Annotated in this window: 16 protein-coding genes and 1 rRNA gene (1 of these 17 only partly in view); 5 read left to right on the top strand and 12 right to left on the bottom strand. The window is 73.0% G+C overall.

Going from position 1 to position 19,188, the window contains the following annotated elements; translation table 11 throughout:
• A 16S ribosomal RNA gene (locus tag ABZO31_RS18750) occupies positions 1-202 on the bottom strand; it reaches 1,322 nt to the left of the window's first position.
• An 851-nt stretch (positions 203-1,053) separates the two neighbouring features.
• Here ABZO31_RS18750 and trpS point away from each other — a divergent pair.
• Positions 1,054-2,064: a tryptophan--tRNA ligase gene (gene trpS / locus ABZO31_RS18745; protein ID WP_406862384.1), complete on the top strand. Its 1,011-nt coding sequence runs from the start codon at positions 1,054-1,056 to the stop codon at positions 2,062-2,064.
• Between the two features lie 135 nt (positions 2,065-2,199).
• Here the strand turns inward: trpS and proC are convergent, their stop codons facing one another.
• The 5 genes from proC to ABZO31_RS18720 form a co-directional block, all read right to left on the bottom strand.
• Positions 2,200-3,009: a pyrroline-5-carboxylate reductase gene (gene proC / locus ABZO31_RS18740; RefSeq protein ID WP_406862383.1), complete on the bottom strand. Its 810-nt coding sequence runs from the start codon at positions 3,007-3,009 to the stop codon at positions 2,200-2,202.
• A gap of 85 nt (positions 3,010-3,094) precedes the next feature.
• Positions 3,095-3,883 carry an ABC transporter permease gene (locus ABZO31_RS18735; protein WP_406862382.1) on the bottom strand — a complete coding sequence of 263 codons (789 nt, stop codon included), beginning with the start codon at positions 3,881-3,883 and terminating at the stop codon, positions 3,095-3,097.
• Entirely contained in the window at positions 3,880-4,704 is an 825-nt protein-coding gene (locus ABZO31_RS18730) for an ABC transporter ATP-binding protein (protein WP_406862381.1), read from the bottom strand. The genes ABZO31_RS18735 and ABZO31_RS18730 overlap by 4 nt, the downstream gene beginning before the upstream one ends.
• Before the next feature lie 140 nt (positions 4,705-4,844).
• Complete coding sequence (locus ABZO31_RS18725; RefSeq protein ID WP_406865399.1) at positions 4,845-5,306, bottom strand: hypothetical protein; 462 nt, start codon at positions 5,304-5,306, stop codon at positions 4,845-4,847.
• Between the two features lie 130 nt (positions 5,307-5,436).
• Positions 5,437-5,730 (bottom strand): SH3 domain-containing protein, encoded by a 294-nt coding sequence (locus ABZO31_RS18720; RefSeq protein ID WP_406862380.1) that lies wholly within the window; start codon positions 5,728-5,730, stop codon positions 5,437-5,439.
• Positions 5,731-5,857: 127 nt separating this feature from the next.
• Between ABZO31_RS18720 and ABZO31_RS18715 the strand changes: the two genes are divergently transcribed.
• On the top strand, positions 5,858-8,014 hold the full coding sequence (locus ABZO31_RS18715; RefSeq protein ID WP_406862379.1) for a protein kinase domain-containing protein: 2,157 nt from the start codon (positions 5,858-5,860) through the stop codon (positions 8,012-8,014).
• A gap of 57 nt (positions 8,015-8,071) precedes the next feature.
• On the opposite strand, the gene ilvD is transcribed toward ABZO31_RS18715, so the two are convergent.
• From ilvD to ABZO31_RS18695, 4 genes are all read right to left on the bottom strand, one after another.
• A complete protein-coding gene (gene ilvD, locus ABZO31_RS18710; protein WP_406862378.1) occupies positions 8,072-9,925 on the bottom strand; it encodes a dihydroxy-acid dehydratase in 1,854 nt (617 codons plus the stop codon).
• A 134-nt stretch (positions 9,926-10,059) separates the two neighbouring features.
• Positions 10,060-10,671, bottom strand: a complete 612-nt coding sequence (locus ABZO31_RS18705) for a TetR family transcriptional regulator (protein WP_406862377.1) — start codon at positions 10,669-10,671, stop codon at positions 10,060-10,062.
• Entirely contained in the window at positions 10,668-11,504 is an 837-nt protein-coding gene (locus ABZO31_RS18700; RefSeq protein ID WP_406862376.1) for a sugar phosphate isomerase/epimerase family protein, read from the bottom strand. The genes ABZO31_RS18705 and ABZO31_RS18700 overlap by 4 nt, the downstream gene beginning before the upstream one ends.
• A 172-nt stretch (positions 11,505-11,676) precedes the next feature.
• The gene (locus tag ABZO31_RS18695) at positions 11,677-12,630 is read right to left on the bottom strand and encodes a Ppx/GppA family phosphatase (protein ID WP_406862375.1); all 954 of its coding nucleotides are present in this window, start codon (positions 12,628-12,630) and stop codon (positions 11,677-11,679) included.
• A 40-nt stretch (positions 12,631-12,670) separates the two neighbouring features.
• On the opposite strand from ABZO31_RS18695, the gene ABZO31_RS18690 reads away from it, so the two are divergent.
• Positions 12,671-13,555 (top strand): hypothetical protein, encoded by an 885-nt coding sequence (locus ABZO31_RS18690; protein ID WP_406862374.1) that lies wholly within the window; start codon positions 12,671-12,673, stop codon positions 13,553-13,555.
• A gap of 4 nt (positions 13,556-13,559) precedes the next feature.
• Here ABZO31_RS18690 and ABZO31_RS18685 read toward each other — a convergent pair whose 3' ends face one another.
• Positions 13,560-15,347 carry a BACON domain-containing protein gene (locus ABZO31_RS18685; RefSeq protein ID WP_406862373.1) on the bottom strand — a complete coding sequence of 596 codons (1,788 nt, stop codon included), beginning with the start codon at positions 15,345-15,347 and terminating at the stop codon, positions 13,560-13,562.
• Positions 15,348-15,496: 149 nt separating this feature from the next.
• Here ABZO31_RS18685 and radA point away from each other — a divergent pair, with 149 nt between their 5' ends.
• Both radA and disA read left to right on the top strand, forming a co-directional pair.
• Positions 15,497-16,900 carry a DNA repair protein RadA gene (gene radA / locus ABZO31_RS18680; protein WP_406862372.1) on the top strand — a complete coding sequence of 468 codons (1,404 nt, stop codon included), beginning with the start codon at positions 15,497-15,499 and terminating at the stop codon, positions 16,898-16,900.
• A gap of 222 nt (positions 16,901-17,122) precedes the next feature.
• Entirely contained in the window at positions 17,123-18,181 is a 1,059-nt protein-coding gene (gene disA / locus ABZO31_RS18675; protein ID WP_406865398.1) for a DNA integrity scanning diadenylate cyclase DisA, read from the top strand.
• Between the two features lie 63 nt (positions 18,182-18,244).
• On the opposite strand, the gene ABZO31_RS18670 is transcribed toward disA, so the two are convergent.
• Positions 18,245-19,051 (bottom strand): hypothetical protein, encoded by an 807-nt coding sequence (locus tag ABZO31_RS18670; protein ID WP_406862371.1) that lies wholly within the window; start codon positions 19,049-19,051, stop codon positions 18,245-18,247.
• Positions 19,052-19,188: the final 137 nt, after the last annotated feature.

The following is a 19,188-nucleotide window of genomic DNA, read 5'->3' as shown; positions in this document are numbered from 1 at the left end:
TTCCACCGCAGGAGATGCCTCCCGCAGTCGTATCCGGTATTAGACCCCGTTTCCAGGGCTTGTCCCAGAGTGAAGGGCAGATTGCCCACGTGTTACTCACCCGTTCGCCACTAATCCACCCCGAAGGGCTTCATCGTTCGACTTGCATGTGTTAAGCACGCCGCCAGCGTTCGTCCTGAGCCAGGATCAAACTCTCCGTGAATGTTTACCCGTAATCGGGTGACACTCGCGTTGAGCGGAACGAGTCGGTCGGAATATGACCGATCGTTCACAGCGTCCTCGCTGTGTATTGCCACCCCGCAAGCGGGATGGACTTTTCAAAGGAACCTCGACCATCCGAAGATGGACGGGGTATCAACTAATCTGGCGTTGATTTTTGGCACGCTGTTGAGTTCTCAAGGAACGGACGCTTCCTTTGTACTCACCCTCTCGGGCTTTCCTCCGGGCTTTTCCCTTCGGTCTTGCGTTTCCGACTCTATCAGATCTTTCCGATCCGATTTCCTCGGTGCCTTTCGGCTGCTTTCCGGTCCCTTCGCTTTCGCTTGGGGCCCTTCCGGCGGTTCCGACTCTATCAGATCCTTTCGGCGTCTGATTCCCAGTCAGCGGGTTTGTCTTTCCGACCCGTTGGGCCGTTCCGACGAGTGAGACTTTAGCGGATTCCTTGCCCCCGACGCTAATCGGGCGGCGCACGCTCAAACCTTCGAACGCGGATTCCTCATTTCGCAAAAACGCACGGAAAGCACGGCGATGCGACAAGGCAGCGCCTGCTTGTAGTGGTTCTTGCGGAATGGCTGTCCGGGGCCGACCGGAGTCGGTGCTCACGTCGGACAACTCGGAGAACACTACGCATGGGGTAATCCCGTGTCAACCCCGGGCCTGGGGCGTACCCTCTGCGTATGACTACGCATGCGCACACCACCCAGTGGTGGGCCGCCTGACGGCGGCCCTTCCTGCGTATGCAACCAGACGGCCGCCGCCTCGGCGGCCGTTCGTGTGTGCCCCTCCGGGGCCGGCCGTCGGGCCGGCGCAACGGAGAGAGGAACCACGGAAGCGATGGACCTGAAGCGGACGCGGACGTTCAGTGGGGTCAAGCCGACCGGGCACCTGACGCTGGGGAACTACCTCGGGGCCGTACGGCAGTGGGTCGAGGTCGACCAGCACCGGTCCGACGCGCTGTTCAGCGTCGTGGATCTGCACGCGCTGACCGTCGAGCACGATCCCGCGCGGGTACGGCGGCTCAGTCGCCAGGCGGCGACGCTGCTCCTCGCGGCGGGCCTGGACCCTGCCCTGTGCACGGTCTACGTGCAGAGCCATGTCGACGAGCACGCGCGGCTCTCGTACCTCCTCGAGTGCACCGCCACGGACGGCGAGCTGCGGCGGATGATCCAGTACAAGGAGAAGAGCGTCCGGGCGCGGGAGGCCGGGGAGGGCGTGCGGCTGTCGCTGCTCACCTATCCCGTACTGATGGCGGCGGACATCCTGGCGTACGCGACGGACGAGGTGCCGGTGGGCGAGGACCAGCGGCAGCACGTGGAGCTGGCGAGGGATCTCGCAGTGCGGTTCAACCAGCGGTACGGGCACACCTTCACCGTGCCGCGCGCGACGCACCCCGCCGTGGCGGCGCGGGTGATGGATCTGCAGGACCCGACGTCGAAGATGGGGAAGTCGCACGAGAACGGTTCCGGGATCGTCTATCTGCTCGACGAGCCGGGCGTGACGCGGAAGAAGGTCATGCGGGCGGTGACCGACAGCGGGACGGATGTCGTGTACGACCGGGAGGCGCGGCCCGGGATCGCGAATCTGCTCGATGTGCTCGCGGCCGCCACCGGCCGGGAGCCCGAGAAGCTGGCCGGTGAGTACGACTCGTACGGGGCCCTCAAGCGGGACACCGCGGAGGCCGTCGTCGAGCTGCTGCGGCCGGTACGGGAGCGGCATGCGGAGCTGGCCGCCGATCCCGGGTACGTGGACCGGGTGCTGCGCGAGGGGGCCGAGCGGGCACGGGGCATGGCGCGGCCGGTGGTGGACCGGGCCTATCGGGCCATCGGGTTGATGCCGGCGGCCTGAGGGGGCGGCGGGCGGAGGCCGGGGTGGGGTGACCCGCCCCGGCGGCCGGTTCCGATGCTCCGTCCCACCCACGGCGTCCGGTTCCGGTGCTCCGTCCCTCCCCGGTGGTCCGTCCCGCCCCGGCGCCCCGTCCGGTCAGCCGTTGCCGGAGGCGAGTTCGCGGCTGCGGTCGCGGGCGGCTTCCAGTGCGGCGATGAGGGCGGCGCGTACGCCGTGGTTCTCCAGCTCGCGGATGGCGCTGATGGTCGTACCGGCCGGGGAGGTCACGGCCTCGCGGAGCTTGACCGGGTGCTCGCCGCTGTCACGGAGCATGACCGCGGCGCCGATCGCGGCCTGCACGATGAGGTCGTGGGCCTGGGCGCGGGGCAGGCCGAGGAGGATGCCGGCGTCGGTCATGGCCTCGACGAGGAAGTAGAAGTACGCCGGTCCGGAGCCGGAGAGGGCGGTGGCGGCGTCCTGCTGGGACTCCGGGACGCGCAGGGTCTTGCCGACACCGCCGAAGATCTCCTCGGTGTGGGCGAGGTGCTCGGAGGTGGCGTGGCTGCCGCCCGAGATCACGGACATGCCCTCGTCGACGAGGACGGGGGTGTTCGGCATGACGCGGACCACCGGCGTGCCGGCCGTCAGGCGCTCCTCGATGAAGGCCGTCGGGATGCCGGCGGCGGCGCTGACGACGAGCCGGTCGGCGGCGACGTGCGGGGCGAGCTCGTCGAGGAGGCGGCCCATGTCCTGCGGCTTGACGGCGAGGATGAGGGTGTCGGCGCGCTTGGCGGCGTCGGCGTTGGAGACCGCCTCGACGCCGTAGCGGTCGTGCAGCTCGGCGGCGCGCTCGGCGCGGCGGGCGGTGACGAGCAGGTTGGCGGGGCGCCAGCCGGCGCGGATCATGCCGCTGAGGAGCGCTTCACCGATCTTGCCGGTGCCGAGGACTGCGACGGTCTGGGTCATGGCTCTGTTCACCTCGCCGGAGGGGGTACGTGCCTGCCATCCTCGCACCGGCCCCTCCGCGGGTGCCGATCTGTCCGAAGGACGGTCACGCGGTACGGCGGCGGAGGGTGGCGGCGCCGAGGCCGAGGACGAGGACGGCGCAGCCGGCGACGACGAGGGCGTCGCGGACGAAGTCGGCGGTGACGTCGGTGTGGCGCAGGACCTCGTTCATGCCGTCGACGGCGTACGACATGGGCAGGACGTTCGAGATGCCTTCGAGTACGGGGTGCATCTGGTCGCGCGGGGTGAACAGGCCGCAGAGCAGGAGCTGCGGGAAGATCACGGCCGGCATGAACTGGACGGCCTGGAACTCGGACGCGGCGAACGCGGAGACGAACAGGCCGAGGGCGGTGCCGAGGAGCGCGTCGAGCAGGGCGACGAGCAGCAGCAGCCAGGGCGAGCCGACGACGTCGAGGCCGAGTGCCCAGACGGCGAGGCCGGTGGCGAGGACGGACTGGATCACGGCGACCACGCCGAAGGCGAGCGCGTAGCCGGCGATGAGGTCGCCCTTGGCGAGGGGCATGGCCAGGAGGCGTTCGAGGGTGCCGGAGGTGCGCTCGCGGAGGGTGGCGATGGAGGTCACCAGGAACATGGTGATCAGCGGGAAGATGCCGAGCAGCGAGGCGCCGATGTTGTCGAAGGTCTGCGGGCTGCCGTCGAAGACGTAGCGGAGCAGGACGAGCATCAGGCACGGGACGAGGAGCATCAGGGCGATCGAGCGCGGGTCGTGGCGGAGCTGGCGCAGGACGCGGGCGGCGGTGGCGAGGGTGCGAGAGAGAGAAGGCGCGAAGCGCGGCCTCGAAAGGGTGGTGGTGGGCGACGGGAGGGCGTTCACGGCTGCTCCTGCTGGACGGGGTGGTCGGCTCGGTTCGCGTGGGCCGCTCGGGCGTTGGCGGCGTCGACGAGGCGGAGGAAGGCGGCCTCGACGGTGGGGGTGTCGTTGCGGTGGCGGAGGGCCTCGGGGGTGTCCTCGGCGAGGATCTCGCCCTCGCGCATGAGGAGCAGGCGGTGGCAGCGCTCGGCCTCGTCCATGACGTGGGAGGAGACGAGGAGGGTGGTGCCGCGGTCGGCGGCGATGCGGTGGAAGAGGTTCCACAGGTCGCGGCGGAGGACGGGGTCGAGGCCGACGGTGGGTTCGTCGAGGACGAGGAGTTCGGGGGCGCCGAGGAGGGCGACGGCGAGGGAGACGCGGCTGCGCTGGCCGCCGGAGAGGCGGCCGGCGAGGGCGTGGGCGTGGGAGGCGAGGTCGACGTCGGCGATGGCGCGTTCGACGGCGGTGCGGCGCTCGTCGCGGCGGGCGCGGCCCGGGAAGAGGACGGCGGCGAAGTAGTCGAGGTTCTGGTGGACGGTGAGGTCGTCGTAGACGGACGGGTCCTGGGTGACGTAGCCGATGCGGGAGCGCAGCTCGGCGTCGCCGGCGGGGCGGCCGAGGACGTGGAGGGTGCCGGTGACCTTGGCCTGGGTGCCGACGACGGCGCGCATGAGGGTGGTCTTGCCGCAGCCGGAGGGGCCGAGGAGGCCGGTGATGCGGCCGGGCGGGACGGTGAAGTCGATGCCGCGGAGGACGGGGCGGTCGCCGCGGACGACGGTGAGATCGCGCGCGACGATCGCGCCGGGGGCGGGGTCGGGGGCGAGGTCGGCGGATTTATTCATCATGCGATGAATATTGCGCGCGGGGGTTCGGGGCGTCAAGCATCCGGACGCCCGGAGAACGGCCGCCGGGAAACGCGAAAGCGGACGGCCCGGTGAGGGCCGTCCGCTGAGGGTGGTGGCGGTGTGGTGGCGGGGTGCGCGCGCTACGTGCGCTTGGGCCTGGGCTTCGGCTTCCGCTTGGCGGCCGGGTTGCCGGTGCGGGAGGCGCGGCGCTTCTCGTACTGGGTGCGGGCCGTCTCGTACTCCGTACGGAGGAGTTTCTCGCCGGGGGCCTCGGTGAAGGTGCGGAAGAAGTAGGCGAGCAGGACGCCGATGAAGCCGATGGCCTTGACGCTGCGCAGGGACTCCTCGCGGGCCGGGTCGGCCGGGCGGCGGGAGAATCCCTCCCAGGTCCTGCGGAAGGCGATGGCGCTGCAGATCGCGAACATGACGACGACGAGCACGTTGACGAACCCGCCGACCTCGGCGACCTCCAGCCCCTGATACGCGAACCGCAGCACGAGACACCCGGCGACGGCGGCGAGCAGCGCCCCCACCCCCACGGCGGCGCGGCGCAGCCCGTAGTGCCCGTCGTGCTCCACCCAGGTCGTACCGAAGAACCGGATCTCCTCGGGGCGGGGCCCGGCGGCGGGCTGCTCCGCGGGGGCGGGCCGGTCGGTGCCGGGCTGCTCGGGGCCGGTGCGGTCGTCGTCGCTCACGGGACCGATTATCCCGCGAGCGGCGACGGGAGCGGGATCAGGAGCAGCGCGGGGCGACGTAGCCGTCGCTGCCGGTCTTCACGTAGGCGTCCGAGACGAACTCGCCGTCGGCGATGTTGTCCCAGATGTTCGTGGTGCCGTACGGGCCGGAGATCCACTCGCCCGGTGTCTGGCAGTAGATGGGTACCGACGCGCCGAGCGGCAGGGTGCGGACGATGCGGTACTTGGTTCCCGGGCCGCTGCGGACGTTGACGCGGTAGCCCGGTGCGACCGGGTAGCGCGTGGCCGACGCCGTCGCGGCCACCGACTCTGCGGACTCGTCAATGGACATGGTGGATCCCCCCGTTCGGATGACGCGCGCAGGCTACCAAGCCATGTCCGGAATCGATGCCTCATGGCATAGGCTCCGTGCGTCGTGCGCGTGCACGAATTGACGGGGAATCACACGGGGTGGGGCAATGCCACCGTTGCGCAGTACCGGCGTCGGACGGGAAGCGGAAGATCCGGAGTACGCGGGCGAGTACCGGCTCGGGGCCTGTCTCGGGTCCGGCGGCATGGGCGTCGTCCATCTGGCCCGTTCCGCCTCCGGGCTGCGGCTCGCCGTCAAGATCGTCCACGCGGGCCACGCGTCCGATCCGGAGTTCCGGGCCCGGTTCCGGCAGGAGGTCGCCGCGGCGCGGCGGGTGAGCGGGGCGTTCACCGCGCCCGTCGTCGACGCCGACCCGGACGCGGAGCGGCCCTGGATGGCCACGCTGTACGTACCCGGGCCCACGCTCGCCGAGCAGGTCAAGCGGAACGGGCCGTTGAGCCCCGCGGAGCTGCGCCGGCTGACCGCCGGGCTGGCCGAGGCGCTGCGCGACATCCACCGGGCGGGCGTCGTGCACCGGGACCTCAAGCCGGGCAACGTGCTGCTGACGGACAGCGGGCCGAAGGTCATCGACTTCGGCATCTCCCGGCCGTCGGACAGCGATGTGCGCACCGAGACGGGCAAGCTGATCGGCTCGCCGCCGTTCATGGCGCCCGAGCAGTTCCAGCGGCCCCGGGAGGTCGGGCCGGCGGCGGACGTGTTCGCGCTCGGTTCGGTGCTGGTGCACGCGGCGACGGGGACCGGGCCGTTCGACTCGGACAGTCCGTACATCGTGGCGTACCAGGTCGTCCACGACGAGGCCGACCTGACCGGCGTGCCGGAGGAGCTCGCGCCGCTCGTCGCGCGGTGTCTGGCCAAGGAGCCGGGCGAGCGGCCCACGCCGGACGAGATCATGGCGGCGCTGCAGCCGCCGTCGTACGAGGCGGCGGCGTTCATCCCGGCGCAGCGGAGGCCGTCGGCCGCGGCCCGGCGCGACGACGACACGCGGGCCCTCCGGCCCGCCGGGCCCGATCCGGCCGACACCGTCGGGGCGCCGAGCCGCTCGCGCACCCGGGCCCTGCGCCGGCGCAGGCGCCCGCTCGGCCTCGTGGCCGCGGCCGTGGCCGTCGCGCTGGCGGCGGGCGGTGTCGTCCTCGCCCGGTCGGCGGACGGGGACCGGCGCCCGGACCGGCCTCAGCGTGCCTCCGCGACCAAGCCGATCGGCGCCTGGCGGACCCCGCTGCGCGCGGCCGGCGACTCTGCTCCCGCGTGCTCCGCGGGCGCGGACGGCGCCGTGTACTGCGCGGCGCGCGGGACCGGGGCCGCCCGGCTGGACCCCTCGACCGGCGCGGTCGTCTGGTCGCGGCCGGACCGTACGGGGATCGCGGTGACCGCACCCGTGCTCTCCACCGGGACGGTGGGCGCGACCGTCGGCGAGGACGGCGGCCGGTTCGTCACGTACGACCCCGCCACCGGCCGCCCCGGCTGGAGCGCCGTCGTGCCGACCGACGGCGCCGTCCACGCCGCGGGCGACACCCTGCTCCTCGGCTCCCGTTCCGGCCCGGTGACCGCGCTCGACGCGCGGACGGGCGAGCGGCTGTGGCGGGAGGCGCTGCCGGGGCACCGGGCCCCTCTGTTCGGTCCGTACGACGCCCCGTCCGGTGTCGTCCACGTCTTCGAGGAGTCGGCCGACGGCACGCACACACAGGTCAGCGGTGTGCAGGCCCGTACGGGCGAGACCGTGCACCGGAAGAGGCTGAACGGCCGCCTCGTCCCGTTCGGTACCGCGGAGGGTGCGCTGTTCCTGATGGACCGCGGCCTCGACGGGCGGACCGAGGCGGTCGTGCGGTACGACCCCGTGACCGGCACGGCCGAGCGCGTGCCGCTGCCGTTCCGGCTGGAGGAGCCCAGGGCGGTGGTGGCGGGCGACGTCGTCCATCTGCTGACGCGCGCCGGCACCCTCGTGGCCGTCGACACGTCAGCGGGCGGTCGGACCCTCTGGCAGTTGGAGACCGCGGCCGGGCGGGTCTCCGCGCCGGCCCTCGGCGACGGAGGCCGGCTGTACTTCTCCGCCGCGGACGGACGGCTGATCGCCGTCGACACGGCGCGGGGCGTCCTGCTGGGGCAGACCGGGCCGAAGCTGAACGGCGGCCGACTGGGACACGCCGCGTCCCTCCCCGCTCCCCTCGTCCTCGGCCCCCGCATCGTCGCCACCGCGCCCGACGGCTCCGTCTTCGCCGTGGACGGGGCCGACCCCGCGCGGTGGTGAACGCAGGAGCGGGGCGGAGCGGCCGGTGCCGCTTCCGCCCCGCTCGCGTGTCGCGGGTCAGCCCAGCTTCGTGACGTCGCGGACCGCGCCCTTGTCCGCGCTCGTGGCCATCGCCGCGTACGCGCGGAGGGCCGCCGAGACCTTGCGGGTGCGGTTCTTCGGGGCGTAGACGCCGCCCAGGGCCTCGCGGCGGGCCGTCAGGGTGGCCTCGTCGACGAGGAGTTCGATTGCGCGGGTCGGGATGTCGATGCGGATGCGGTCGCCGTCCTCGACCAGGGCGATCGTGCCGCCGGACGCCGCCTCCGGGGAGGCGTGGCCGATGGACAGGCCCGAGGTGCCGCCGGAGAAGCGGCCGTCGGTGACCAGGGCGCAGGTCTTCCCCAGGCCCCGGCCCTTGAGGAAGGACGTCGGGTAGAGCATCTCCTGCATGCCGGGACCGCCCTTGGGGCCCTCGTAGCGGATGACGACCACGTCGCCGTCCTTGACCTGCTTGTTGAGGATCTTCTCGACGGCCTCGTCCTGCGACTCGCAGACGACCGCCGGGCCCTCGAAGGTCCAGATCGACTCGTCGACGCCCGCGGTCTTCACGACGCAGCCGTCCACCGCCAGGTTGCCCTTCAGGACCGCGAGGCCGCCGTCCTTGGAGTACGCGTGGGCCACGTCGCGGATGCAGCCGCCGGCCGCGTCCGTGTCCAGGGAGTCCCAGCGCTCGGACTGCGAGAAGGCGGTGGCGGAGCGCTTGCAGCCGGGGGCCGCGTGCCACAGCTCGACGGCCTCCGCGGACGGCGTGCCGCCGCGGACGTCCCAGGTGCCGAGCCACTCCTTGATGTCGCGCGAGTGGACCGTGTGGACGTCCTCGTTCAGCAGGCCGCCGCGGTACAGCTCGCCGAGGATCGCGGGGATGCCGCCGGCCCGGTGCACGTCCTCCATGTAGTACGTGCCGCCGGGGGCGACGTTCGGGGCGACCTTGGCCAGGCAGGGGACGCGGCGGGAGATCTCGTCCATGTCCGCCAGGCCGTAGTCCAGTTCGGCCTCCTGCGCGGCGGCGAGCAGGTGCAGGATCGTGTTGGTGGAGCCGCCCATGGCGATGTCGAGGGCCATGGCGTTCTCGAAGGCCGCGCGGGTGGCGATGTTGCGGGGCAGGACGGAGGCGTCGTCCTCGTCGTAGTACCGCTTCGTCAGCTCGACGATCGTGCGGCCGGCGTTCTCGTACAGCGCCTTGCGGGCGGTGTGCGTGGCGAGGACGGAGCCGTTGCCCGGCAGGGACAGGCCGATCGCCTCGGTCAGGCAGTTCATCGAGTTGGCGGTGAACATGCCGGAACAGGAGCCGCAGGTCGGACAGGCGTTCTCCTCGATGCGGAGGATGTCCTCGTCCGAGACCTTGTCGTTGACGGCCTCGGAGATCGCGTCGACCAGGTCGAGCGTGCGGACCGTGCCGTCGACGAGGGTGGCCTTGCCGGACTCCATCGGGCCGCCGGAGACGAAGACGGTGGGGATGTTGAGCCGCAGCGCGGCGTTCAGCATGCCTGGGGTGATCTTGTCGCAGTTGGAGATGCAGATCAGCGCGTCGGCGCAGTGCGCCTCGACCATGTACTCGACGCTGTCCGCGATCAGGTCGCGCGACGGCAGCGAGTAGAGCATGCCGCCGTGGCCCATCGCGATGCCGTCGTCGACGGCGATGGTGTTGAACTCGCGCGGGATGCCGCCCGCCGCCGTGATCGCGTCGGAGACGATCCGGCCGACCGGCGCCAGGTGGGTGTGGCCGGGCACGAACTCGGTGAAGGAGTTGGCGACGGCGATGATCGGCTTCCGGCCGATGTCCGCGCCCGGTACACCGGAGGCGCGCATAAGGGCGCGGGCGCCCGCCATGTTGCGGCCGTGGGTGACTGTGCGGGACCTCAGCTCGGGCATCGTCGCTCGCTCCTCGTGATGGGTGTGCTTGATGTCGAGCGTACGCTCCGGCTCCAAGATCTGGACAGCGCGTCCGTATGGCGGACGGCGTGTTCAGGTTTCGGGCAGGCCCCCGGCGGAGCGGGCGTACGCCCTCACTCCTCCGTCAGGTAGCGCTGCAGCGTCGGGGCGACCATTTTCACGATCTCCTCCGTGTCCACCGACGCCAGCGGCTCCGCCTTGATCACGTACCGCAGCATCGCGATGCCGATCATGTGCGAGGCGGCCAGCTCCGCGCGGAACGTCGGGTCGGGGACGTCCAGCTCCGACGCCACCCGCTCCAGCAGCTTGCGGAGCACGAAGCCGCGCAGCACCTTCGCCGCCGCCTCGTACGTCAGCGCCGAGCGGATCACCGCGAGCAGCGGGGCGCGGGTCGCCGGGTTCTCCCAGACGCCGATGAAGTACCTGGCCAGGCGCTCGCCGATGCCCTCGGTGCCGGCGCCGAGGATCACCGGGATGGCGAGGGCCGGCTCGAAGGACACCTCGACGGCCGCCGCGAAGACCTCGTCCTTGGTGCCGAAGTAGTGGTGCACGAGCGCCGCGTCGACACCCGCCGCCTTCGCGATCCCGCGCATCGACGTCTTGTCGTACCCGCGCTCGGCGAACTGCGTCCGGGCCGCCTCCAGGATCCGCTCGCGCGCACCGGGTCCGCTGTCCTCGGCGGTACGGGACGGGCGGCCGCGCCGGCGCGGGGCCTGCTCCGTCATGACCCGGGCGTCCGGCCGGTCCGGGACGGGGCGGAGGCGAGGTGCAGCCGGGTGAAGGCGAGGGCCTCCGCGAGGTCGGCCTCACGTTCGGCCGCGGACATCGCGCGCCGGGTGTTGACCTCGATGACGACATGGCCGTCGAAGCCGCTCACCGCGAGGCGCTCCAGAAGCTCGGCGCAGGGCTGGGTGCCGCGCCCCGGCACCAGGTGCTCGTCCTTGGCGGAGCCGCGGCCGTCGGCGAGGTGGACGTGGCCGAGCCGGTCGCCCATGCGGTCGACCATCGCCAGGGCGTCGGTGCGGGCGGTCGCGGTGTGCGAGAGGTCGACCGTGTAGTGGCGGTAGTCGTCCTTGGTGACGTCCCACTCGGGGGCGTACGCGAGCATCTCGCGGTCGCGGTACCGCCACGGGTACATGTTCTCGACGGCGAACCGTACGTCCGTCTCGTCGGCCATCCGCCAGATGCCGGTGACGAAGTCGCGTGCGTACTGGCGCTGCCAGCGGAACGGCGGGTGGACGACGACCGTGGACGCGCCGAGCTTCTCGGCCGCCGCCCGGGCGCGCTGGAGCTTGACCCACGGGTCGGTGGACCAGACGCGCTGGGTGATCAGGAGGCAGGGGGCGTGCACGGCCGGGATCGGCACCTGGTGGTAGTCGGAGAGCCGGCGCAGCGCCTCGATGTCCTGGCTGACCGGATCGGTCCACACCATGATCTCGACACCGTCGTAGCCGAGGCGCGCCGCGACCTCGAAGGCCGTCGCCGTCGACTCCGGATAGACCGAGGCCGTCGACAGGGCGACCTTCGCATCCGGGACGCGCACCACTGGTTCTGCCACGAGGGACAGGGTACGGGGCGGTTCCGCCGGCCGGGATGTGGTTCCTGCCACCGGGCCGTCGGTACGCGCTCGTGTGCGCCCCCGCGCGCGCCGCAGCACCCGTGCGCCGTGCAGGCCGCACCCCCGTACGCCCCTACGTCTGCCCGGCTCCCCGCCTACGCCTCCGTGCGGCCTACGCCTCGGCCGGCAGCGGTCCGACCGCCGGCAGGTGGTCCAGGCGGCGAAGGATGACGCCCTCGCGCAGCGCCCAAGGGCAGATCTCCAGGGTGTCGATGCCGAACAGGTCCATCGCGCCCTCCGCGACCAGCGCTCCGGCGAGGAGCTGCGGGGCGCGGCCCTCCGAGACGCCGGGCAGGGCGGCGCGCTCGCCCGCGGTCATCGCGGCGAGGCGGGGCACCCACTCCTCCAGGGCGGCACGGCCGAGGAAGCGCTGCACGTACAGGCCCTCGCCGGAGCCGGGCGCACCGGCGATCCGGGCGAGCTGCTTGAAGGTCTTGGAGGTGGCCACCACGTGGTCGGGCCTGCCGAAGCGGGTGAACTCGCCGACCGAACGGGCGATCTGGGCGCGTACATGACGACGCAGCGCGCGGACGTCATCGGTCTGCGGCGGGTCGCCCGGCAGCCAGCCCGCCGTCAGCCGGCCGGCGCCCAGCGGCAGCGAGACCGCCGCGTCGGGCTCCTCGTCGATCCCGTACGCGACCTCCAGCGAGCCGCCGCCGATGTCGAGCAGCAGCAGCTTGCCGGCGGACCAGCCGAACCAGCGGCGGGCGGCCAGGAAGGTGAGCCGGGCCTCCTCGTCGCCGGTGAGGACCTGGAGGTCGATCCCGGTCGCCTCCTTGACCCGGGCGAGCACCGCGTCCGCGTTGGACGCCTCGCGCACCGCGGACGTGGCGAACGGCAGCACTTCCTCGCAGCCCTTGTCCTCCGCGGCCTGCACGGCATCGGCGACCGTGGCGATGAGCCGCTCCACACCGGCCGGGGCGATCGCCCCGTGCCCGTCGAGCAGCTCGGCCAGGCGCAGCTCCGCCTTGTGGGAGTGGGCGGGCAGCGGCCGGGCGCCGGGGTGGGCGTCCACCACCAGCAGGTGCACCGTGTTCGAACCGACGTCGAGGACTCCGAGTCTCATGGGCGGAACGCTACTGCGCCGGGCGCATACGCTTGGGGTTGTGCCAAAGACGAAAAAGGCGAAGCAGGGCAAAGACCCCGCCAAGGCGGGCAAGCCCTCGAAGAAGAGCGCCGAGGAGCTGCGTGTGGTGAAGGCCCCGAAGGCCCGCGGGGCGGCGGACGGCGCCGCGCCCGAGCCGGACGAGAAGGGTCTGGACTTCGCGCGCGCCTGGGTCGAGTTCCCCGATCCGGCGGACGACGAGCAGGTCTTCCGCTGCGACCTGACCTGGCTGACCTCCCGCTGGACCTGCATCTTCGGCAGCGGCTGCCAGGGCATCCAGGCGGGCCGCGCCGACGACGGCTGCTGCACGCTGGGCGCGCACTTCTCGGACGAGGACGACGAGAAGCGGGTCGCCTCGTACGTGGACCGGCTGACCCCGGAGCTGTGGCAGTTCCACGACGTCGGCACGGAGACCGGCTGGGTGCAGCTCGACGAGGACGGCGAGCGGCAGACCCGGCGCTGGGACGGCTCGTGCATCTTCCAGAACCGGCCGGGCTTCGCCGGCGGCGCGGGCTGCTCGCTGCACATCCTGGCGCTGAAGGAGGGCCGGGAGCCGCTCGAGACCAAGCCGGACGTCTGCTGGCAGCTGCCGGTGCGGCGCACGTACGACTGGATCGACCGGCCCGACGACACCCGCGTGCTGCAGGTGTCGATCGGCGAGTACGACCGCCGGGGCTGGGGCCCGGGCGGCCACGATCTGCACTGGTGGTGCACCTCGGCGACCTCGGCGCACGGCGCGGGCGAGCCGGTGTACGTGACCTACCGCCCGGAGCTCACGGAGCTGATGGGCAAGGAGGCGTACGAGGTGCTGGCCGGGCTGTGCGAGGCGCGGCTGGCGTCGCAGCTGCCGCTGGTGGCACCGCATCCGGCGGACCCGGCCCGGTAGGGCGTCACTGCGCGGACGGGGACCCCGGGTCGCTCGGGGTGCCCGAGCCGCCGTCGGACGGCGGCGGGTCGTCGGAGGGCTGACCGCTCGACGGCGAGGTCGTCGGGTCCGTCGGGCCGGGGTCCGTCGGGGACGGGTCGGTCGGCGCCGGATCGGTCGGCGAGGGGTCCGTGGGGCCCGGGTCGGTGGGCGTCGGGTCCGTCGGATCCGGGTCGGGGCCGGGGGAGGTCGGCGGGGGCGTGGACTGACCGGGGTCGGGGTCCGTGGGCCCGGGGTCCGTCGGCGTGGGGTCGGTCGCCCCGTACCCGTGGATCCGCAGCACCGCGCCGGACGGCTGGACGCCCACCCGGCCGCTCCACGCGCCGGACGGCTCGCGGGTGCGGTCGATCTTGATGTACACGGTCACCGACTCGCCCGGCCCCAGGGTGCCGGAGGCCCGGCTCACGTACAGCCAGGACGCGTCCGTCCACAGCGACCAGTCGACCGGCGAACCGCCGGAGTTGGTGAGCGTGAGCACCGTCGTGTCCCCGGCGGAGTGCGCGGCGACGGCGAGCCGGCCGGGGCCGGCCTGTCCGGGCACGGCGGGCACGGAGGGCGCGCCGGGGTCGACGATCTCGACGGAGACGTCCGGGGAGCGGCTGCCGCGGGTGAACCGGGGCTCTGGGCGGGCGCTGGCGTTGCCGGCGTTCTCGTAGCGGCCGACGCCGGGGCCGTCGGGGCGGCCGTCCCGGTCCTCGTCCTCGCGCGCGCTGACCGCGTCGCCGCCGTGGCCCTCCCCCGTCAGCGGCGCGCCGCGGTACGCCGCCCACAGCGCGAGCACCGGCGCGGCGATCACCGCGGCGACGACGGTCGTGGTCATCGCGCGGGCCCGCATCCGGTCGCGCCGGGCCGCGTGGTCCTTGGGGTCCAGCGGGAAGCCGCCGGGGCCGAACCGCGGGGCCCCGGCCCGGGCCCGCGGCACGTGCAGCATCGCCATGTACGCGGCCGCGCGCGGTGCCTCGACCAGCGGCAGCCGGGCCGGGCCGACGACGGTGGCGCCCGGCCAGGGCGCGGCGGCGCCGGCGCGCTCGGCGACCTTGCGGCAGCGCGGACAGTCGTCGACGTGCCGGACGAGTTCGGTGCGCAGGGCGGCGGAGAGCAGGACCTGGTGGTCGTCGGTGAGCCGGGCGACGGTCGGACAGCTGCCGGTCTCGACGACGGCGAGGGCGGCCCGGGTGCGCTCGACCTCGCAGGCGGCGGAGGCCAGCAGCTCGCGGGCGGCCAGGGCCTCCAGGCCGAGGACCGAGGCGACCTGGTCGCGGCTCAGGCCGTGCCGGACGGCCAGCTCCAGGGCCTCACGCTGCGCGGGGGTGGTGCCGGCGGCCTCCGGCCAGGCCAGCCGGGCCAGTTCGGCGCGGCGGCGCTCGGCGACCTCCTCGGAGACCCGGGGCTCGCGGGCCGGGACGGTGGCGGGGCGGCCGGTGTGTGCGCCCTGCCGCTTGCCGCGCTGCTCGGCGAGGCTGCGCAGGCAGGCCCAGCGGGCCAGTGCGTACAGCCAGGCCCTGCGTCCCTCCTCGTCGTCGGGGCAGCGGGCGTGCCGGCGCTCGGCCACGGCGAGCACGTCGCCGAGGACGGCGGTGGCGGTGTCGTGGTCGTGGAGCACGGACAGGCAGTACGTGAACAGGCCGTCCAGGTACGCCTCGTAACGGGCGGGCGGGCGCCGGCCGGGCGTGCGGGGGCCGTGGTCGTCACGGCGGTGCGCCCGGTGTGCGCCGGTGGTGTGGGCGGGGGGGTCCAGCCTGCTGCTCGTCACCCGGCGACCGTAGGCAGTGGGCTGTGGGCGTTCGTACCTCTTGAAGGCTTTTAATCCTTACGGGTGAACGTATCGCCCGAAAGGGGACACAAGTCCGTCAGGGAGCGCCCGGAGCGGCGTTGTCAGTGCTGCCCGTTACGGTGTCGCTCATGGCTGCCCGTACGAAATCCGCCAAGGACCGGCCGTCCTACCGCTGCACCGAGTGCGGCTGGACGACCGCCAAGTGGCTCGGCCGCTGCCCGGAGTGCCAGGCCTGGGGCACGGTCGAGGAGTACGGCGCGTCCGCCGTCCGTACGACCGCCGCCGGCCGGGTGTCCACGGCGGCGCTGCCCATCGCCCAGGTCGACGGCCGGCAGGCCACGGCCCGCTCGACCGGCGTCGACGAGCTCGACCGGGTGCTCGGCGGGGGGCTGGTGCCGGGGGCGGTGGTGCTGCTCGCCGGTGAGCCGGGCGTCGGCAAGTCCACGCTGCTGCTCGACGTGGCCGCGAAGGCGGCGAGCGAGGCACACCGCACGCTGTACGTGACGGGCGAGGAGTCCGCGAGCCAGGTGCGGCTGCGGGCCGACCGCATCGACGCGCTGAGCGAGCACCTGTACCTGGCCGCGGAGACGGATCTGTCCGCCGTGCTCGGGCATCTCGACGAGGTCAAGCCCTCGCTGCTGATCCTGGACTCGGTGCAGACCGTCGCCTCGCCGGAGATCGACGGCGCGCCCGGCGGCATGGCGCAGGTCCGCGAGGTCGCCGGGGCGCTGATCCGGGCGTCGAAGGAGCGCGGCATGTCGACGCTGCTGGTCGGCCACGTGACGAAGGACGGCGCGATCGCCGGTCCGCGACTCCTGGAGCACCTGGTCGACGTGGTGCTGCACTTCGAGGGCGACCGGCACGCGCGGCTGCGTCTGGTGCGGGGCGTGAAGAACCGGTACGGGGCGACGGACGAGGTCGGCTGCTTCGAACTGCACGACGAGGGGATCACCGGCCTCGCCGATCCGTCGGGGCTGTTCCTGACCCGGCGCGCCGAGGCGGTGCCGGGCACGTGTCTGACCGTCACGCTCGAAGGGCGCCGTCCGCTGGTGGCGGAGGTCCAGGCGCTGACGGTGGACTCGCAGATCCCGTCGCCGCGCCGGACCACCTCGGGCCTGGAGACCTCCCGGGTCTCGATGATGCTGGCGGTGCTGGAGCAGCGGGGGCGGATCAGCGCGCTAGGCAAGCGGGACATCTACTCGGCAACGGTCGGCGGCGTGAAGCTGTCCGAGCCGGCCGCCGACCTGGCGATCGCGCTGGCGCTGGCCTCGGCGGCCAGTGACACCCCGCTGCCGAAGAACCTGGTCGCGATCGGCGAGGTCGGGCTGGCGGGCGAGGTCCGCCGGGTCACCGGCGTGCAGCGCCGGCTGGCCGAGGCGCACCGGCTGGGCTTCACGCACGCGCTGGTGCCGGGCGATCCGGGGAAGGTGCCGCCGGGCATGAAGGTGATCGAGGTCGCGGACATGGGCGACGCGCTGCGGGTGCTGCCGCGCAGCCGCCGCGCCCCGAAGGCCGAGGAACGCACGGGCTGACGGGCCCGGCTCCGGACCGGGCAGGCGTTCGAGCGGGCGCTCGGGCGGGCGTCCGTACGGGAGGGCCGGGGCATGACCGGGGTACGGACGGGGCAGGGGTTCGCGGGGGCGAATCCGCGCACCGCGAACCGGGGCGGGGCGGGGTCGCTAGACTTTGCCCTGGTCTCGCCCATCCGTACGAGCCGGAGGAGTGCAGTGGCAGCCAAGGACAACGAAGCACTGATGCGTGCCTCGCTCAGCGCCGTCGCCCCCGGCACCGCCCTGCGTGACGGCCTGGAGCGCATTCTGCGCGGCAACACGGGCGGTCTCATCGTCCTCGGCATGGACAAGACGGTCGAGTCGATGTGCACCGGCGGCTTCGTCATCGACGTCGAGTTCACCGCCACCCGGCTGCGCGAGCTGTGCAAGCTCGACGGGGCGATCGTCCTCGACAAGGACATCACCAAGATCCTGCGGGCGGGTGTGCAGCTCGTCCCGGACGCGTCCATCCCGACCGAGGAGACCGGCACCCGGCACCGCACCGCCGACCGGGTCTCCAAGCAGTGCAACTTCCCGGTCGTCTCCGTCTCCCAGTCCATGCGCCTGATCGCGCTGTACGTGGACGGCGAGCGCCGGGTCCTGGAGGAGTCGGCGGCGATCCTGTCCCGCGCCAACCAGGCCCTGGCGACCCTGGAGCGGTACAAGCTCCGCCTCGACGAGGTGGCCGGCACGCTCTCCGCCCTGGAGATCGAGGACCTGGTGACCGTCCGGGACGTCACCGCGGTCGCGCAGCGTCTGGAGATGGTCCGCCGGATCGCCACCGAGATCGCCGAGTACGTGGTCGAGCTCGGCACCGACGGCCGGCTGCTCTCGCTCCAGCTGGACGAGCTGATCGCGGGCGTGGAGCCGGAGCGCGAGCTGGTCGTCCGCGACTACGTGCCCGAGCCGACGGCCAAGCGGTCCCGCACGGTCGCCGAGGCGCTGACCGAGCTCGACGCGCTGACCCACGCCGAGCTGCTCGAACTGTCCAACGTGGCGCGCGCCCTCGGCTACACCGGCTCGCCCGAGACGCTCGACTCGGCGATCTCGCCGCGCGGTTACCGGCTCCTCGCGAAGGTGCCGCGGCTGCCCGGGGCGATCATCGAGCGCCTGGTGGAGCACTTCGGCGGGCTGCAGAAGCTACTCGCCGCCAGCGTGGACGACCTGCAGACCGTGGACGGCGTCGGCGAGGCCCGGGCGCGCAGCGTCCGCGAGGGGCTGTCCCGGCTCGCGGAGTCCTCGATCCTGGAGCGGTACGTCTGACGACGTGCCGGCCGGACCGGTCCCGCAGCCGGCCGGACCGATCCCGGAAGGGGTAGTTCCGGTTCAGTCCTTCGCCAGTGTGAAGGACGCCGGAAGCACCTGTGCCCCCGGGAAGACCGCCTCGACCAGGTAGGTGCCCGGCTCCGCCGCGCCGCCCTGCGGGGTCTCGCACTGCGGGGCGCTCGGGCGCCGGTCCCACTCCACCGCGTACGTCACCGACGAGCCCGCCGGGACCCGCAGCAGCACGCTGCCGGTCGGGCGCGGGCAGTCCTTCGAGGACCACACCTCGTCGTCCTGCGCGTCGCTGATCGTCAGCACCGCGTTCCTCGGCCCGAAGTCGGCCTTGCACACGGCGGACGAGGTGTTGCGGGCGATCAGCTCGAAGCGGGGCTTCTCGCCCTGCTCGTACGAGACTTTGGTGCTGCGCAGCGACAACTTCAGCGCCCCGGAGGGGCAGTTGGGCAGCGGCGAATCGGCCGGAACCTGCTGGCCCACGCCCGCGCCACCGGCCCCGCCGGTACCACCCGCGCCGCCCGCGCCCGAACCACCGGCCGGGTCACCGTTCTTGCCCTCGCCCCCCGCGCCGGCGTCCGCGCCGGTTCCGGCGTCACCGCCCGCGTCGCCCGACTCGTCGCGCCCGCCCGGCTGTTCGGAGATGGCCGGCCCGGAGGAGGACGGTCCGGGAGTGATCGACGGCGCGGGACTCGCCCCGTTGGCACCGTCGTTCGTCCTGTTCCCGCCGTCGCCGCCGGTACCCACGGCCCAGACGGCCAGGGCCGTCAGCAGTGCGATCAGGCACAGGGCAACCGCCCTCCGTCGCCAGTAGATGGAGGAGGGCAGCGGACCGACCGGGTTGCGCAGAGATCCCACGGCACGAACCTTACGAGAGTTCGAGCCCAACTCCCGCCCCCCATGCCGCCCCAGAGGCACTTTTTGCCGATGATCACATCCCGGCGAGCGGCGTGAGCAGGCTTTTCGGACCGGCCCCCGACTTTCGTCGGGGGCGG

Origin of the sequence: Streptomyces solicamelliae, from assembly GCF_045348655.1 — a bacterium.
GTDB lineage: Bacteria > Actinomycetota > Actinomycetes > Streptomycetales > Streptomycetaceae > Streptomyces > Streptomyces solicamelliae.
This window is presented reverse-complemented; position numbering and strand designations above follow the sequence as displayed.

What these genes read in the sequence shown, in the direction of transcription:
- trpS (WP_406862384.1), top strand. Translation starts at nt 1,054, where the DNA reads ATGGACCTGAAGCGGACGCGGACGTTCAGTGGGGTCAAGCCGACCGGG.
- proC (WP_406862383.1), bottom strand. Translation starts at nt 3,009, where the DNA reads ATGACCCAGACCGTCGCAGTCCTCGGCACCGGCAAGATCGGTGAAGCG.
- ABZO31_RS18730 (WP_406862381.1), bottom strand. Translation starts at nt 4,704, where the DNA reads ATGATGAATAAATCCGCCGACCTCGCCCCCGACCCCGCCCCCGGCGCG.
- ABZO31_RS18720 (WP_406862380.1), bottom strand. Translation starts at nt 5,730, where the DNA reads ATGTCCATTGACGAGTCCGCAGAGTCGGTGGCCGCGACGGCGTCGGCC.
- ABZO31_RS18715 (WP_406862379.1), top strand. Translation starts at nt 5,858, where the DNA reads ATGCCACCGTTGCGCAGTACCGGCGTCGGACGGGAAGCGGAAGATCCG.
- ilvD (WP_406862378.1), bottom strand. Translation starts at nt 9,925, where the DNA reads ATGCCCGAGCTGAGGTCCCGCACAGTCACCCACGGCCGCAACATGGCG.
- ABZO31_RS18705 (WP_406862377.1), bottom strand. Translation starts at nt 10,671, where the DNA reads ATGACGGAGCAGGCCCCGCGCCGGCGCGGCCGCCCGTCCCGTACCGCC.
- ABZO31_RS18695 (WP_406862375.1), bottom strand. Translation starts at nt 12,630, where the DNA reads ATGAGACTCGGAGTCCTCGACGTCGGTTCGAACACGGTGCACCTGCTG.
- radA (WP_406862372.1), top strand. Translation starts at nt 15,497, where the DNA reads ATGGCTGCCCGTACGAAATCCGCCAAGGACCGGCCGTCCTACCGCTGC.
- disA (WP_406865398.1), top strand. Translation starts at nt 17,123, where the DNA reads ATGCGTGCCTCGCTCAGCGCCGTCGCCCCCGGCACCGCCCTGCGTGAC.